This is a genomic window from Actinoplanes sp. ATCC 53533, from assembly GCF_003947245.1.
Window position 1 is genome coordinate 39809 of the sequence record NZ_QHHV01000003.1, and the last position, 15230, is coordinate 55038.

General features: G+C 71.5%; 15 protein-coding genes. 8 read left to right on the forward strand and 7 right to left on the reverse strand.

The annotated features are described in order from the left end of the window. Nucleotides 1-113 precede the first annotated feature (113 nt). Together DMB66_RS00450 and DMB66_RS00455 are read right to left on the reverse strand one after the other, a co-directional pair. Nucleotides 114-1646 (reverse strand): APC family permease, encoded by a 1533-nt coding sequence (locus DMB66_RS00450; RefSeq protein WP_125801970.1) that lies wholly within the window; start codon nucleotides 1644-1646, stop codon nucleotides 114-116. Between the two features lie 62 nt (nucleotides 1647-1708). After that, nucleotides 1709-2347 carry a GPP34 family phosphoprotein gene (locus DMB66_RS00455; RefSeq protein WP_125801971.1) on the reverse strand — a complete coding sequence of 213 codons (639 nt, stop codon included), beginning with the start codon at nucleotides 2345-2347 and terminating at the stop codon, nucleotides 1709-1711. Nucleotides 2348-2566: 219 nt separating this feature from the next. Between DMB66_RS00455 and DMB66_RS00460 the strand changes: the two genes are divergently transcribed. From DMB66_RS00460 to DMB66_RS00500, 7 genes are all read left to right on the forward strand, one after another. Then, entirely contained in the window at nucleotides 2567-3415 is an 849-nt protein-coding gene (locus DMB66_RS00460) for a helix-turn-helix transcriptional regulator (protein WP_125801972.1), read from the forward strand. Between the two features lie 60 nt (nucleotides 3416-3475). Continuing rightward, on the forward strand, nucleotides 3476-3691 hold the full coding sequence (locus DMB66_RS00465) for a DUF397 domain-containing protein (RefSeq protein ID WP_125801973.1): 216 nt from the start codon (nucleotides 3476-3478) through the stop codon (nucleotides 3689-3691). 415 nt (nucleotides 3692-4106) lie between these two features. After that, nucleotides 4107-5159 carry a type III PLP-dependent enzyme gene (locus tag DMB66_RS00470; protein WP_125801974.1) on the forward strand — a complete coding sequence of 351 codons (1053 nt, stop codon included), beginning with the start codon at nucleotides 4107-4109 and terminating at the stop codon, nucleotides 5157-5159. A gap of 245 nt (nucleotides 5160-5404) precedes the next feature. Then, entirely contained in the window at nucleotides 5405-6085 is a 681-nt protein-coding gene (locus DMB66_RS00475; RefSeq protein WP_125801975.1) for a hypothetical protein, read from the forward strand. Between the two features lie 116 nt (nucleotides 6086-6201). Further along, the gene (locus tag DMB66_RS00480) at nucleotides 6202-7095 is read left to right on the forward strand and encodes a polysaccharide deacetylase family protein (RefSeq protein ID WP_125801976.1); all 894 of its coding nucleotides are present in this window, start codon (nucleotides 6202-6204) and stop codon (nucleotides 7093-7095) included. A gap of 59 nt (nucleotides 7096-7154) precedes the next feature. Further along, a complete protein-coding gene (locus DMB66_RS60935) occupies nucleotides 7155-8381 on the forward strand; it encodes a glutamate-cysteine ligase family protein (protein ID WP_158647095.1) in 1227 nt (408 codons plus the stop codon). 701 nt (nucleotides 8382-9082) lie between these two features. Then, entirely contained in the window at nucleotides 9083-10585 is a 1503-nt protein-coding gene (locus tag DMB66_RS00500) for an IMP dehydrogenase (protein WP_125801977.1), read from the forward strand. Nucleotides 10586-10595: 10 nt separating this feature from the next. Here DMB66_RS00500 and DMB66_RS00505 read toward each other — a convergent pair whose 3' ends face one another. After that, nucleotides 10596-11102 (reverse strand): GtrA family protein, encoded by a 507-nt coding sequence (locus tag DMB66_RS00505; protein ID WP_125801978.1) that lies wholly within the window; start codon nucleotides 11100-11102, stop codon nucleotides 10596-10598. A gap of 202 nt (nucleotides 11103-11304) precedes the next feature. On the opposite strand from DMB66_RS00505, the gene DMB66_RS00510 reads away from it, so the two are divergent. Continuing rightward, nucleotides 11305-12363 (forward strand): nucleoside hydrolase, encoded by a 1059-nt coding sequence (locus DMB66_RS00510; protein WP_125801979.1) that lies wholly within the window; start codon nucleotides 11305-11307, stop codon nucleotides 12361-12363. Nucleotides 12364-12444: 81 nt separating this feature from the next. Here the strand turns inward: DMB66_RS00510 and DMB66_RS00515 are convergent, their stop codons facing one another. The 4 genes from DMB66_RS00515 to DMB66_RS00530 all read right to left on the reverse strand — a co-directional run bounded on the left by DMB66_RS00515 (nucleotide 12445) and on the right by DMB66_RS00530 (nucleotide 15213). After that, nucleotides 12445-13692, reverse strand: coding sequence for an MFS transporter (locus DMB66_RS00515; RefSeq protein WP_125801980.1), 1248 nt, complete (start codon nucleotides 13690-13692; stop codon nucleotides 12445-12447). Further along, complete coding sequence (locus DMB66_RS00520; RefSeq protein WP_199751609.1) at nucleotides 13689-14159, reverse strand: MarR family winged helix-turn-helix transcriptional regulator; 471 nt, start codon at nucleotides 14157-14159, stop codon at nucleotides 13689-13691. Before DMB66_RS00520 ends, DMB66_RS00515 begins: the two co-directional genes overlap by 4 nt. 19 nt (nucleotides 14160-14178) lie before the next feature. Beyond that, nucleotides 14179-14343, reverse strand: coding sequence for a hypothetical protein (locus DMB66_RS00525; protein ID WP_370318316.1), 165 nt, complete (start codon nucleotides 14341-14343; stop codon nucleotides 14179-14181). A gap of 177 nt (nucleotides 14344-14520) precedes the next feature. Beyond that, complete coding sequence (locus DMB66_RS00530) at nucleotides 14521-15213, reverse strand: DUF998 domain-containing protein (protein WP_199751613.1); 693 nt, start codon at nucleotides 15211-15213, stop codon at nucleotides 14521-14523. Nucleotides 15214-15230 lie beyond the last annotated feature (17 nt).

The following is a 15230-nucleotide window of genomic DNA, read 5'->3' on the forward strand; positions in this document are numbered from 1 at the left end:
TCCGGGGTGCGCCGCGAGGAACGTCAGGTGGTGATGCGGGGCCGGCGTGGCATCAGGAGTGCCCGCCGGCCCGTTCGTCATCTCCCCGACCTCCTTCCTCTCCTCCGAATGAGTCAGTAGTGGTATCCGCGGGCCCCCACCGGTTCATGTGACCCTTTGGTCAAAGGGGGGCCTTCCGGTAACGAGATCGTCCGGCCGTCCACGCCCCGGCCGATGGCCGCGTACGCCTCGGGCCGCGCGGCGCGCATCACCAGCGCCCAGCCGACGCCGATCGCCCCGACCGCGAGGTAGAGCACCGGGACCAGCCACTGGAACGGCGAGTCGCCGGAGACCTGCAGGATCTCGCCGAAGCCGATGATGGTGATCCCGAGGACCGCGCTCAGCAGCAGGAAGGCGATCATCGGCGCGATCTGCGAGCGCCAGACGTTCTCCCGGCCCCGGTGGCGCACGAAGAACGCGAGCACGGCGAACGACGCGGCCCACATCAGCAGCAGCACGCCGAGCCCGCCGATCGTGGTCAGCCAGGCGAACACCCAGAACAGCGGCTCCAGGCCGGCCACGGCGTAGGCCGAGAGCACGGCGAGCGCGAGCACGCTCTGGGTGATCGAGCCCATCAGCGGGGCACCGGTACGCGGGTGGGTCCGGCCCCAGGCCGCGGGCAGCACGCCCTCGCGCCCGAGCGCGAACTGGTAGCGGGCCACGGCGGCGTGGAACGCGAGCAGGGCGGCGAAGACGCTCGTCATGAACAGGATGTAGCCCACCTGGACCAGGATCGCCGGCACGTGCGGGGCGACCAGCTCGAAGACCATGTCGGTGCGGTTCGCCTGGGCGGCCGCGACCACCTGGCTCGGTCCGGTGCTGACCGACATCGCCCAGGCCGACAGCCCGCAGAGCAGGCCGGCGAGGATGACGGCCAGATGGGTCGCCCGGGCGATCGTCCGCTTCGGGTCCTTGGCCTCCTCGGAGAGCACGACGGTGGCCTCGAAACCGACGAAGCCGGCGATAGCGAGCACCAGCATCGGGCCCGCGTCCGCGGTGAACAGCGGCGCCGGGTTGAGCGTGGCGAAGCTGACGCTGCCGCCGGCCGGGTGCGTGATCATGACGAGGTCGTAGATGAGCACGACGCTGATCTCCGCGATCAGCAGGACGGCCAGCACCTTGCCGCTGAGGTCCACCCAGAGCAGTCCCAGCAGCGCCACCAGCGCCCAGGCGACCAGCGCGCAGGTGAACCAGCCGACCTTGACCCCGAGGGCGGCCAGGATGTCCGAGGCCGCCGATCCGAAGAGGCCGAACAGGCCGATCTGCATCAGCGCGTACGCCGGCAGCGCCACGAACGCCGCACCGACCCCGGCCAGCCGCCCCAGCCCGTGGCTGATGTAGGCGTAGAAGGCGCCGGAGTTGACGATGTGCCGGCTCATGGCGACGAAGCCGACGGTGAAGATGGACAGGATGCCGGCGGTGACCAGGTAGGCCACGGGCACCGCCGTGTTGCCGATGATCGCGTAGATGGCGGAGATCGCGCCGATGATGACGGTCAGCGGCGCGGCCCCGGCCACCCCGAAGAACACCACCGACGGGACGCCGAGCCGGTTTCGGGCCAGTGCGCTCGAGATGATGTCCGGCTCGGCGGGTTCCTTACGCGCCATCAACAGCCTCCCGGCCCATTGATCGAAGTTGTCCTGACGGCGGTGATGCCGCCCGCGAGAGCTCACCGACGGCCGACGGCGAGGACCGACCCGACGCTGGCCTCGGTGTGCTCGATGAGCTGCCGCAGGTCCTCGGGAAGGGAGGCCACCGTGTTGGGCAGGACGGAGAACGCGGTCCGGTGCGCCTCGAAGTCCCAGAGCACGTGCCGGGTCAGGCCGGTCGCCGCGATGAGGCCGGCCAGCACCCGATCGGTGATCGCCATGTCAAGCCCGCGCACCAGAATGTTCGCCAGCCGCATCGGCGCCCAGGCGGCCGCGTTGCGCTGCAGCTCGTTGTTCGGCATATAGAAGGTCTGCGTGCTCAGCATCCGGCGCCTGGTCACCGACTCCACCGCGCCGGAGCGCTCGAGCCGCTGCCCGACGCGGTCGGCCGCGTCCTGCGACAGGTACGCCAGCCAGGTCCGCACGTCGCGGTGTTGCGGCTGGGCGATGAGCAGGTCGAGGATGGCGTGGTCGAGCCCGTCACGCGGTGGTTGGTTGCTGACGATCTCCAGATCGCCCGCGAAGATCCGAAGTTTGTTGTCGAGGATGAGCTCACCCAGTAGTGACGCGGCCAGGCCGATACCTGTGGCCCGCGGGTGCAACCGCGAACGGCCCGTCCGATCTTCGTGAGCGATCAAATAGAACTGGTCAGCCAGCACGCCGCCACTCCCTAGACACATCGACCTGAGTTTCGTCAACGGGCAACTGCCCGTATAGATCGCGCTAACTCGCTGTCCGGTGCATCATGTACCCAGCGCGAAGGTCAACACAAGAAGTACTAGACTCGAAATCACGTCGGCGTTTTTACCGGCGCATAGGTCTGATGCAAGACGCGGATGTCAGAGTGAAATCCATTCCCGACGACCGAGGGGGCGGCGGTGTCCACTGACGAGGGCCCGACACTGCGACGGCGCCGATTGGGCGCGGAATTGAAGCGCTGCCGTGAGGACGCCGGCCTGACCCAGGAGACCGTCGGGCGTCATTTCGAGTGGCACGCGGCCAAGGTGACCAGGATCGAGACCGCCCGCGTGGCGGTGACCGCCCGCGACGTCAAGGACCTCCTCACGCTCTACGGCGTGCACGACGAGACCTACCGCGAGGCGCTCATGGCGCTGGCCCGGATGTCGCGCGAGCGCACCTGGTGGACGGACTACCGCGACATCATGCGGCCGGGCAACTTCGTCGGGCTGGAGGCGGAGGCCTCGACCCTGCTGGCCTGGGAACCCATCGTCCTGCCGGGTCTGTTGCAGACGGAGGCCTACATGCGCGCGCTGATGCGCACCGGCCGCGCGCAGGACGCGCCGCACCAGGTCGACCGCCGGGTCGCGCTGCGACTCAAGCGGCAGGGCCGGCTGCGGGCTTCGAATCCACTGGAACTCCTCGCCCTGGTCGACGAATCCGTCGTGCGGCGGGTGATCGGCGGCCCGGATGTCATGGACGAGCAGTTGCGGCACCTGATAGAGACCGCGCAATTACCGACAGTAACGGTTCAGATTCTCCCCTTCGACGCCGGCGAACACCCCTTCCTGGGGGGTTCAGCAGCGGTTTTGGAGTTCCGGGAGACCACTCATTTGGATGTAGTTTACCTAGAGGGTCTTGCGGGAGACTACTACGAAGAGCAACATTCAGAGGTCGCCCGGTACCGTGACGAGTTCGGGCGGCTGAGCGCCAAAGCTCTCGATCCGCGCTTGTCCATCAAGATGATCGAGGGCTTGCTTCGTAGGTAGGGCCTGCGCGAAAACGCGCAGGGGAGAACGACAACCGCATATTGAAGGGAGGTGCTTGGCATGCCTACGCACCGACTCGACGCTGCCGTCTGGAAGAAGAGCAGTCGCAGCAACGGAAACGGCGGCAACAACTGTGTCGAGGTCGCAATCCTCGACACAGTCGTCGCCGTACGCGACAGCAAGAACCCTACGGGACCAGCTCTCGTCTTCAACCCGTCGGACTGGGCCGAGTTTGTTCACTCGGCCAAGGACGGCGAGTTCGATATCACCAGATGAGAGGTTACCGAAACGCGCGCAACGGTGGGAAGTAGTGGATCACAGCAAACTTCCCGGAAGGCAAGATCCGTTTCAAGATAGTGAAACGTCTTCTTCGGCCACGTCGTTGCGCATGATCGGATCCCTGCGGTAACACCGGTTCGGGGCGCCCCACACGGGGCGCCCCGATCGGCTGTCAGGGCTCAGGTGGCCTGCGGAAACTCTGGCGATGAGCGAATCTTCGACCGCCACGGTATTCACCAACCCCACTGCCGAGGTGTACGCTGTGCAGTGGAGCTGTCACCCAGCGTGAAGGGGTTCCCCGTTGCGCACTTTTCTTCCCGGCCCCGCGGTAGCCGATCCGCCGGCCGGACAGCCAGCAGATCCCCCTGTTTCCGGCGCACCGGTCCTGGAATCCGGCGTACCGGTCCTGGAGATGAAATCCGCGCGTATAGCCGCCGCCGTCGAAGAATTCAAGAACGCATTCACGAACGTTCGAATTTTCTTTGCGACTAAATGCAATAACGATCCCGGGGTGCTGCGCGTGCTGCACTCCGCGGGCACCCGCTTCGAGGTCGCCTCGGTCGACGAGATCGGAATCCTGCGCTCGCTCGGCGTTCCAGGGCAGGACATGCTCTTCAGCAATCCGGTCCGGGCCCGCGAGCAGACCAAGTGGGCGGCCCGCGCCGGCGTCTACCGGTTCTCCGTCGACTCGCCCGACGAGCTGCGGCGGGTCGCCGACGAGGCACCGGGCAGCTGCGTCTACGCCCGGCTGTCCACGGGCGACGGCAGCAGCGTGGTGCCCAGCGAGGGCAAGTTCGGTGTCGACGTGCCCGGGGCGATCGACCTGCTCGTGCGCGCGCGCACGCTCGGGCTGGTGCCGTACGGCATCACGTTCCACATCGGATCACAGTCGCTGACCCCGGCCGCGCTCACCGCGCCGCTCGAGGCCGTGCGCACCGTCCTGACCAGGCTCGTCGACCACGGCATCCGGCTGCAGATGGTCGACATCGGCGGCGGCTTCCCGGCGGTGTACGACGAGCCGGTGCCCTCCCTGGCGGCGTTCGGCCGGGCCGCGGCCGCCGGTACGGCCCGGTTGCCGTACCCGGTGGAGGTCTTCGCCGAGCCGGGCCGCTGCCTGGTCGCCGAGGCCGGCACGTTCCGCTGCCGGGTCATCGGGGTCGCGCGCCGGCCGTCGGGCTGGTGGGTCCACACCGACCTGGGCGTCTTCAACGGGATGATGGAGGTGCTCGAGTCCAGCGGGGAGCTGCGCTACCCGATCTGGGACGGGCGCGGCTCGGCGGCCCGGCGCTCCTGGCACATCACCGGCCCGACCTGCGACGGCCAGGACACGTACGCCAGAAACGTGCCGCTCTCGGCGGACCTGCGCGAGGGCGACGAGTTGTTCATCGGCTCGGCCGGCGCCTACACAACCGTCTACGCCTCCCGCTTCAACGGTTTCGCCAAGCCCCGCACCGTGCTGACCTGACCCGCACCGACCCGCACCGTGCCGTGCCGACCCGACCCGCACCATGCCGACCTGCACCGTGCCGACCCGCACCGTGCCGACCCGCACCGTGCCGTGCCGTGCCGACCCGCACCGTGCCGTGCCGTGCCGACCCGCAGGGCGCCGACCTGACCCGCGCCGTGCTGACCTGAGCGGCCTCGCCCCGGCGGGACGCACGCCCTAAGCTGCCCAGGCGCGGACAACCCGGGCACGGCAGAGGGCGGGAAATGACGGACGGGAAGACGACCGGAGCGGTCGAACGCTCACGGCGAACGGCCGTCGGGGTGGCCGCCGGCGCCGGCGCCCTGGCCGCCCTGCTCGCCGGCGGCCTGCTGCTGATCCGGGAGCACGACCCGCTGCCGCCGGCGACGTGGGTGCAGGCGTCCGTGCCCGCGGTGCCCGTCTCCAAGCCGCCGTTCACGGTCAAACCGGTCGCCGGCCGGCTCGGCGAGGTCGTCGACACCGGACTGCCGGGCGGCCCGGGCACCAACTGGGTGCTCTCGTTCGTCCCGGCCACCTGGTCGGAGACCCCGGACATCACCATCGCGCTGTCCATCGGGGAGCGCGCCGCCGACGGCCGGATCGTCGAGGCGCTCACCATCTCCGACGACCGGCTCACCGACCACGCGACCGGCTTCCACCCGATGCAGGCGCCGATGGAGCTGGAGCACGGCCTGATCCAGCCGGCCTTCGGCTACTACGTCGGCCGCCCGGCGAAGATCACCGCGGTCTTCGACGGCGTGACCACCGTGGCCGCCCACCTCGCCGCGTGGAGCGAGGACCCGGACGTCACGATCTTCTGGTTCGTGCCCCGGGAGGGAGCCGTCGAGGAGGTCTCCGACCTGGGCGCCTTCGACGCGGCCGGGGCCCGAATGCCCGACGGCACGATCCGCGTCAGCTACTTCTGAGCCCTGCACCGCCAGGGCCCAGCGGGTCAGCCGCAGCCGACATCGCGGTGACAGAGTGCGGCGGCGGGAGCCACCGGGTTGGGATCGGTTGTCCGACCTTGGTAGCTTTCTGTCACATGGCTATCCGTCGCTTCCCCCTCTTCCAGCGCGAAACGCCCCCTCATTCCATCACCGAGGGTGACGAGTCGAGTGCGCAGAAGCCGGCGATATCGCGTCGGCGCCTGTTGCGGGCCGGGCCCGGCCTGGCCGGAGCTCTGGTGCTGGCCGGGTCGGCGTCCGCGGCCGCACCCGCGTCGACGCCGCGGGCCACCACGGCGCCGCGGCCGGTGGCGCCGCGGCCGCGCGTGCCGTCGCCGGCCCCGGTCGCGTTGCGCCCGCTGCGGCAGCCGGTGTTCACGCTGAAGGATTACCGGCGCGCGCTGCCCGGGCCGGCGTTCCCCACCGACGCGATCGCGCTGACCATCGACGACGGGCCGCACCCGGTGTGGACGCCCAAGATCTTGCGGCTGCTCGACCGGCATCACGTGCCCGCGCTGTTCTGCATGATCGGCAATCAGGTGCTCGGCCACGAGACGGTGGCCCGCGATGTGGTCCGCGACGGTCACCAGGTCGCCAACCACACCTGGAGCCATCCCACCAAGTTCGGCCGCCGGCCGCGCGGCCGGATGCGCAAGGAACTGACCCGCGCCCAGGAGAAGATCTACGACACCACCGGATTCGCCCCCACGCTGTTCCGCTCCCCCGGCGGCGACTGGTCGCCGGCCCTGCTGGGCGCCGCCGCCAAGGCCCGGATGGTGCCACTGGACTGGAGCGACGACCCGCGCGACTGGTCGCGACCCGGGGTCGCCGCGATCACCCGGCGTCTCCTCGACGCCCGGCCCGGCCAGATCCTGCTCTGCCACGACGGCGGCGGCGACCGCTCACAGACCTACACCGCCCTGAGCACGGTGATCCCGGCACTGCAGGCCCGCGGATACCGGTTCGTGGCCCTGGACCAGCGCCACCCATAAGGCCCACAACTCCTGTCGAGCGAGTAGGATAGGCATCCGCATCGACCAGGGAGCGCCGCGTGCCACCACTGACCGAACCGGCCGCCGAGCTCCTGCTGGCCGACCGCGCCTTCACCCTCGGACTCCCGGGCTTCGTCGGCCTCGCCGTCGACCTGTTGCTCGACGAGCCGGGGTTGCCGGCGTCACCGGCCGGCCCGCGGCAGCGAACCCCGTTGCGACACGGCTTCCTCAGCGCCCGATCGCCCCGGATCCTGGTGGTCAGCGGCCCACCGTCGCCCGGCATGGACGTCTGCGCCGAGCGAATGGCCGAGGACCTGGCGATGCCACTCACCCAGACCACCCCGCCCCGGGACGCCGAACACCAAACCGCCGAGCACTGGGCCGCCGAGCACCAGGACACCGGGCCCCGGGTCGACGGGCTTTGTGCCGCCGAACACCAGGACACCGGACACCAGACCGCCGAGCACTGGGCCACCGAACACCAGAACACCAGGCCCTGGGTCGACGGGCTTTGTGCCGCCGGGCATCGGGTCGACGGGCATCGGGTCGACGGGCATCGGGACACCGGGCATCGGGTCGCGGTGCTCGCCGAGGCCGCCGACTCGGTCGACCCGGTCACGGCGGACGGTGACACGTTCGGCACGGCGACCGCCGGGATCCGGGTGGCGCTCGAGGCCGGCACCGACGACGACGGACCGTTCGGGCTGCGCCGGCGATGGCAGCTCGCGCACGCGATCGCGCCCGTGCTGGCCGCAGCGTTCGCCAACGCACCGCTGCGGCACGGCCGGCCCACCGGCTGGCGCAGCACGCGCCAGGCCCTGCGCCGTGAGCTGCCGTCCGCCCCGGCCGGCCCCGATCCCCGCGCCGCCTGGACCGCCCTGGTCATGGACGCGCCGGTGGCCGGCACGGGCCGCACGCTGCGCGCCTGGAGCCGCTCCGGGCCCGGCGACCGGCCCACCGTCGCCGATCTCAGCCGGCACCTCGCGGATCTGCGGCCACCCGTCGCGGCCCGCCGGCACCTGGAACTGGACGTGGCCGACCGGCAGCCGGGCAACGGCTGGCGAGTGCCGCTCGCGGTGATCACCGTGCTGATGGACGACCCGCGGGCCGCCGCCGAGGCCGAGGCCGCGGCGCGGGCACTGGCGGCGGCACCCCGGCTCTGGGAACGCGCGCGCGCGACGCGCTCACCGACCCCCTGCTGGCCGCCGCCGCTCGGGAGTGCTTCGTCGCCGCGTACGAGGCCCTGGCCCGCTGGGGTGCCGCCCGCGACCTGCGCGACGCGGTAGCCGACTTCACCGAACGGTACGTTCTGCGCGGCCGCTGCCCCGCCGACGACGTCCTGGACCGGGCGACGGCACGCCCCTGACGCTGCCAAGGCTCTTCGTTGCCCCCGGCCACCTCGGCGCCGGATCGAGGCTCGCCTCGACCATCGGGGATCGCCGCCGGCTCTCCCGACGCTGCTGACCACAAATACCAGGCCCGCAGTGAGCCAACGGCGAGACTTGCAGGTGCCCGCCGTTACCTCAAGGCCACCCAGAAGCCTGCGTAGCCGTGCCCATCGCCCACTTACCCAGCCCTCCGGCGGCCCCGCAGGGGGCCTGGGGCGGCTTTGCTCTGCTTCCCTATGGGAAGCACCCACCGGCCGATGCTCGGCAGCAACCAAAAGCGGAACCCCACACATCCTCACCTGGTGTTTCCCATAGGGAAGCAGAGCAACAGGTGTTTCCGATGGGGAAGCAGAGCAAAGGACGAACAACCACAACTACCCCCGCCGGCCGAACTCGGCGGCACCAGAGAACGACGCCGCAGCAGGGCCAAGCGCGAGCCGGCAGCTTGGGCTATCGCGCACGCCCTGCCTCCGCCCCACGGCGCACGGCACTCTCGCGGTGTCGGCGGCGGCGCGGGCCGGCCCGGCGATTCGATGATCCGGATGAAATCCCCTAGGCTCGTACCTTTATCTCGGCCCGACCCACTGCTCAGGAGCCCTGTGAAGATCCTCGACGAAGTGTCGCGAACGCTCAACGAATTCCTGCTCGTCCCCGGCCTCACCACCGCCGGCTGCACCCCGGACACCGTCGATCTCGGCGCGCCGCTGGTGCGCCACCGGGTTGGTGAGCCTGCCGCCATCCGGGTCGCTACGCCGTTGACCAGCGCGATCATGGGAGCCGTGTCCTCGCCGCGGCTGGCCATCGCCCTCGCCCAGTGCGGCGGGCTCAGCTTCGTGCATCAGAACCAGCCGGTGGCCGCCCAGGCCGCGATGGTCGAGGCCGTCAAGCGGCACAAGGCCGGCTTCCGGTTCTCCGACATCAACATCAAGCCGTCGGCCACCCTCGGCGAGGTGGCGCTGCTGCTGGAGTCCGCCGAGCGTGATGTCGCGGTGGTCACCGACGACGGGAGCCCGCACGGCCAGTTCGTCGGTCTCATCTCGACGGACGACTTCCACCCGCGCCGGCACGACCTGGGCGGCTCGGTGGCCTCCCGGATGCGCCCGGCCGCGGAGCTGGTCACCGCGCCGCCCTCGGTCACCCTCTCCGAGGCGAATACGCTGATCTGGGACCACCGCCTGGACGTGTTGCCGGTGGTCGACGCCGGCGGCCTGCTGCAGTCGATCGTGCTGCGCCGCGACTACGAGCTGCACAAGCGGTTCCGCAACGAGTCGATCGACGCCGACAAGCGGTTCCGGGTCGGCGCCGGTGTCAACACCCACGACTACCGCGAGCGCATTCCCGCGCTGGTGGAGGCGGGGGCGGACCTGCTCTGCATCGACTCGTCCGACGGCTATTCGGTGTGGCAGGCCGACACACTGAAGTTCGTTCGCGACACCTACGGCGACGATGTGCGGATCGGCGCGGGCAACGTGGTGGACGCGCGCGCGTTCCGCTACCTCGCCGACGCGGGCGCGGATTTCGTCAAGGTCGGCATCGGCGGCGGCTCGATCTGCACCACCCGCGACCAGAAGGGTATCGGGCGCGGGCAGGCGTCGGCGCTGCTCGACGTCGTGGCCGAGCGGGACGCGTACGCGCGGGAGACCGGCGTGTACGTGCCGCTGTGCTGCGACGGCGGGCTGCTGACCGACGCGCACATGGCGGTGGCGTTCGCCATCGGCGCCGACTTCGTCATGCTGGGCCGCTACTTCGCCCGCTTCGACGAGAGCCCGTCGCCGCTGGTCCGGGTCGGCGGCCAGTTCTTCAAGGAATACTGGGGCGAGGGCTCGAACCGGGCCCGCAACGTGTCGCGGTACGAGCACGGCGGCGGCAGCCGGCTCACCTTCGAGGAGGGCGTCGACGGCTACGTGCCGTACGCGGGCAGCCTCTACGACAACGTCGCGCTGACCATCGCCAAGCTCAAGGCCACGATGATCAGTTGCGGGGCCGTCGACCTGCCCGGCTTCCACCGCGACGCGGTGCTCGTACCGGTGTCGCAGCAGAGTTTCCTGCAGAACAGCGCGGAGATCCAGCTGCGGGACCGCCCGAGCGACGTGGGCCGCTGACGCCCGTCCATCAGCTGCCGGGGGTCCGCACCCGGTCGCGCGCCCCCGTCCCCGCATCGCGGGGACGGGCCTCGGCGTGCGGGAAGACGAACCGTTTGAACGCCCAGAGCCGGAAGACCATCGCGACGGCGGTGCCGATCACGATCCCGCTGACGAAGTCGGCGAGCTCCTGCACGGGCCTGCTGACCTCGGGAACGCGCAGCAGCAGGACATACCGGGAGACGCCGAGCGGCAGCACGGTGAGCGCGATGCCGACGGCACTGACCGCGAAGAACAGCGCGGCCTCGTGGTGGCGCTCTCTGCCGCCGCGCGTCCGGAACGACCACTCCCGGTTCAGCACGTACGACAGGACGGTGCTGAGCACGGTGGCGATGCCCAACGCGGTGACCGGCTTGGCGTGCAGGACGGTGAGCTTCAACGCGTAGTTGACGACGGTGGTGGCCACGAAACACGTGCCGCCGACCACGAGGAACTTGGCCGCCTCGTGGTGCCGCCGCAACAGCCGGGTGAGCCACATTCGCGCCAGCGTAGATCACCGGGGGAAGGCACCCGGGACGGGCGGCGGCAGGCGATCAGGTGCGACTGGTCGTGGTAGCGGGCCGGTCCCGGGTCCGGGCGATGGGCGACCCGATCACGGACTCCACGATGCGCGGGCGGCGCCTTTGTTCCATCCTGGACAGGTGCCGGCGCGGCCGGGCGGGAGCGGGAGGAGTCGAGACGTGTACGCACCACATCGGACAGTTGTGCTCGTGATGGCGCTCGCGGTCATGGCCGGCGTCCTGGGTCATCCGGCGCCCTCGGTGGCGGCGGCACCCGCCCGGCCCTTGCCGGTGATTTACGACAGCGACCTGGACTTCGACGACGCCTCGACGCTGGCGTATCTGTGCGAGGAGCACAAGCTGCGGCGCATCGAGCTGCGGGCGGTGACGGTGGCGAACGACGGCTTCGGCCGGCCCGACCGTACGCTCCGGCACGCGCGCAGCGTGCTGGAACAGTGCGGCCTGCCCGGCGTGCCGCTCGCGGAAGGGGCGACCGCCGCGGGCGTGCACCCGGCGCCGCCCGAGTTGGTCACGACGATCGAGACCGTGCTGAGCGGAGCGCTGGGCGACGCGGCGCTGCCGCCGTACCCGTCCCCGGTGTCCGCCCCGGAGCTGATCGCCCGCACGGTCCGGCGTTCCGCCGAGCCCGTCATGATCCTGGCTACCGGGCCGCTCACCAACGTGGCCGCCGCCCTGGGCCGGCCGGGCGTGGCCCGGCGGGCGGGCCGGATCCAGCTCATGGGCGGGGCGATCGGCGTGCCGGGCAACCTGTACGGCTCCGCGCTCCCGGGATATGACAACTCCCAGGAGTTCAACATGTGGATGGACCCGGTCTCGGCCCGCACGGTGCTGCACCTGGCGCGGCCCGGCAGTGTCCACCTGGTCCCGCTCGACGCGACCGCCGCGGCGCCGATCACGGGTGAGTTCATCGCACGGCTCGCCGCGGACCAGCAGGCACCGGGCGCCCGCCTGGCCTATCGCATCGTCAGCCAGCCGGACCTGCGGGCGCTGATCGACCTGGGCATCATGTACTGGTGGGACGCGGTCGCGGCGGTCGCGGCGGTGCACGGCGATGAGGTGACGACGTTCCGGCGCGTCCGGATCGATGTGGTGCGGACGGGCGTGCAGTCCGGCCGGACCGTGGCCTCGCCGTCAGGCCGGCTGGTCCACGCGGCGTTCGACGCCGACACCGAGGCCTTCGAGCAGCGCTTCCTGGACTCGCTCAACGGGCGCCGGTGAGAACTCCCGAGGCCGTCGAGCGTGTCCTCGGCCGTCCACCCACCGGGCTCCGGGCCTGGGCCGAGGACCACCGCCGGGCGTTCATGGCACCTCCTCGGTGACCCGGTCGTCGACCGTGAAGCGGCGCAGCGCCGGGGTCGTCAGGGCGACCAGGCCGGTGCCCAGCACGCCCAGGACGCCGCCGATGGCCAGGGACGCGCCGCCCGAGGTCAGCGCGGCGACCAGGCCCGCGCGCAGGTTGCCCAGCTGCGGGCCCGCCGCGCCGACGATGTGCTCCAGCGACGCCACCCGCCCCCGGTACGCCGCCGGGGTCGACGACTGCACCACCGTGCCCCGGGACACCACGGCCCAGGTGTCGGCCCCGCCGGCCACCGCCAGCAGCCCCAGGACGACGAGCAGGTGCCCGCTGATCCCGACCAGTCCCAGCGCCACGGCCCAGATCGCGCCGCAGACCAGCAGCACCGTCCCGGGGCGCCGGCGGTGAGTGGCCAGCCCGGAGAGCACGGACGCGGCCACCCCGCCGACGGCGACGGCCGTGGTGAACAGGCCGAGAATCTCCGGCCGGCCGCCGAACCGCTCCTCGTTGATCACCGGGAACAGGGCGACGGGCATGGCCAGCAGGGTGGCGGCCAGGTCGGCGAGGAACGCGCCGCGGACCTCGGGCGTGCGGGCGGTGAACGCCAGGCCGTCGCGGATCGCCGCCGCGCCCGGGCGCCCGGCCCCGCCCCGCATGCCCCGGGGCAGGCCCGCGATGCCGATCAGCGCGCAGCCGAAGGTCGCCGAGTCGATGGCGAAGCACCAGGCCGTGCCCCACTGCGCGGTGATCAGGCCGGCCGCCGCCGGGCCGAGCAGCATGGCGAGCTGGAAGGACAGGTGGTTGAGGGCCAGTCCGGCGGCGAGCCGGTGGCCGCTGAGCAGGACCGGGGTGAAGGACAGCTTGGCCGGCCCGCCGAGGGCCGCCAGGCCCGAGCCGGCGCCGGTCAGGACGAGCATCAGGGGCACGCCGCCCACGTCGGAGGCGGCCACCCCGGCCATCCCGGCGCTGACCGTGAGCTGCCCGTACGCGCAGCCCAGCGCCAGCCGGCGCCGGTCGACGTGGTCGGCGAAGGCGGTGCCGGCCAGCGCGAGCACGATCAGCGGAACGGCGAGGACCAGGCCGACCATGCCGACCATGGCGGCGCTGTGGGTGCGGTCCCAGACGTAGTAGACGACGGCGAACCCGCCGAGCTGGCCGCCGAGGCTCGACGCGGTGGTGCCCAGCCACAGCCGGCGGAAAGTGCGGTTCTCCCGCAGCGGGCGCAGGTCGACCAGCGAGTCGAGTGCGGTCACAGATGGTCGCGCAGCCGCTGGGTGAACGGGCGGGTCTCCAGCGCGGCCCGGATGTCGGCGACCACCCGCATGATCGGGTACGGCAGTTCCGCGTCGAGCGCCCGTACCGTGGCCTCGGTGGCCCGCCACTCCGCTTGCAGGAAGGGCACGACCTCGCGGGAGCGGGCAGTCAGCTGGATGCGGCGGGCCCGGCCGTCGCTGTCGGCGGCCGGTTCGACCAGGCCAGCCTTGCGCATCGCGGCGGCGGTCTGACTCATCGCCGAGTGGCTGACCTGCCGGCGCTCGGCGAGCTCCTTGATGGTCAGCGGACCGGAGCGGGCGAGGTCGATGATCGGGCCGACGAAGCGCGTGCGGACGCCGTCGATCCCGGCCTCGGTGTAGAGCCCGGCGATGTCCGCGTCCATCCGCGCGAGCAGGCCGAACAGGGGGCCGTAGTAGCTGCTGTCGAGCAGGTCGGGTTCGGTCATCCGAAAACTATAACAGCACTTATATAAATTCCCGGGTCGCCGCCGCACTGCGCACGGCGTGGCCGATCTCCGCGCGCAGTGCGGCGTACGCGGGCAGCCCGCGCAACTCGTCCGGCGCGACGCCGGTGCGCGGCAGGTCGATGGGCAGGTCCAGCGCGACCCGGCCGGGCCGCGCGCTGAGCACGACGACCCGGCTGCCGAGGAAGACGGCCTCGTCGACGCTGTGCGTGAGGGATTGTTCTCGCGCGGTGGCTGCCGCCTCAGCGCCACTCTCGAACGCCGACCGTCCACCTGGGCCTGCCGATCAGACGGGCGATGGGCGGCCTGATCCGGCGGGCCTTACCGCTGGTCGAGCGGCGCTTCAGTCCCGGGAGACGGCGCTCTGTTCGCCGGGCGCGGCGACGGTCGCCGCGCCGCGGACGGACGCGGCGGCGGCCCACCAGGCCAGGGCCAGCACGATGCCCACCTCGCTGATCGTGAGCACCCGCTCGACGGCGCCCAGCGGGATCGCCCGCCACCAGGCGACGCCGGTCCAGGGCTGGGCGAGGATCGCGGCGACGATCGGGGTGAGGGACAGCAGCGACCACAGGCCGAGGCCCCACGTCCAGCGGGCGTGCACACGCCATCGCGGGTGGGCCCACCAGGCCCGGCCGATCAGCAGCGCACCGACCGGCAGGCTCAGGAACGCCACCACGCTGGCGAACCGGTGCACGGTGCCGTCCATGCTCGGGCCCACCGCCCAGTTGTGCTTGGGAAAGTAGACGACGGCGGCCAGCGCGACGCTCCACAGCAGCATCGCGAGCACGCCACCCGACCGCGCGGGCGCCAGGCCCGCGCCGATGACGGCCAGCATCGTCGCCACCGAACCGGCTGCCAGGATCAGCACCGCCACGTTGAAGGTCCCGCCGGCCTCGGTCAGGGCGTACTGGCTGATGGTGCGCCGGTACGGGCTGATCGCGGACGTCGGGGGAACGACGTGCAGGGCACCGATGATCAGCACGGCGACGGCGATCGCAGCCGTTCCCAGAATGGCCAGCAGCCGAGGAGCACTCATCCGCGCCATGGTGCCAC

Coding starts and splice junctions, on each gene's coding strand:
- DMB66_RS00450 (WP_125801970.1), bottom strand. CDS start 1,646: ATGGCGCGTAAGGAACCCGCCGAGCCGGACATCATCTCGAGCGCACTG.
- DMB66_RS00465 (WP_125801973.1), top strand. CDS start 3,476: ATGCCTACGCACCGACTCGACGCTGCCGTCTGGAAGAAGAGCAGTCGC.
- DMB66_RS00530 (WP_199751613.1), bottom strand. CDS start 15,213: ATGAGTGCTCCTCGGCTGCTGGCCATTCTGGGAACGGCTGCGATCGCC.
- DMB66_RS00505 (WP_125801978.1), bottom strand. CDS start 11,102: ATGTGGCTCACCCGGCTGTTGCGGCGGCACCACGAGGCGGCCAAGTTC.
- DMB66_RS00520 (WP_199751609.1), bottom strand. CDS start 14,159: ATGACCGAACCCGACCTGCTCGACAGCAGCTACTACGGCCCCCTGTTC.
- DMB66_RS00475 (WP_125801975.1), top strand. CDS start 5,405: ATGACGGACGGGAAGACGACCGGAGCGGTCGAACGCTCACGGCGAACG.
- DMB66_RS00470 (WP_125801974.1), top strand. CDS start 4,107: ATGAAATCCGCGCGTATAGCCGCCGCCGTCGAAGAATTCAAGAACGCA.
- DMB66_RS00480 (WP_125801976.1), top strand. CDS start 6,202: ATGGCTATCCGTCGCTTCCCCCTCTTCCAGCGCGAAACGCCCCCTCAT.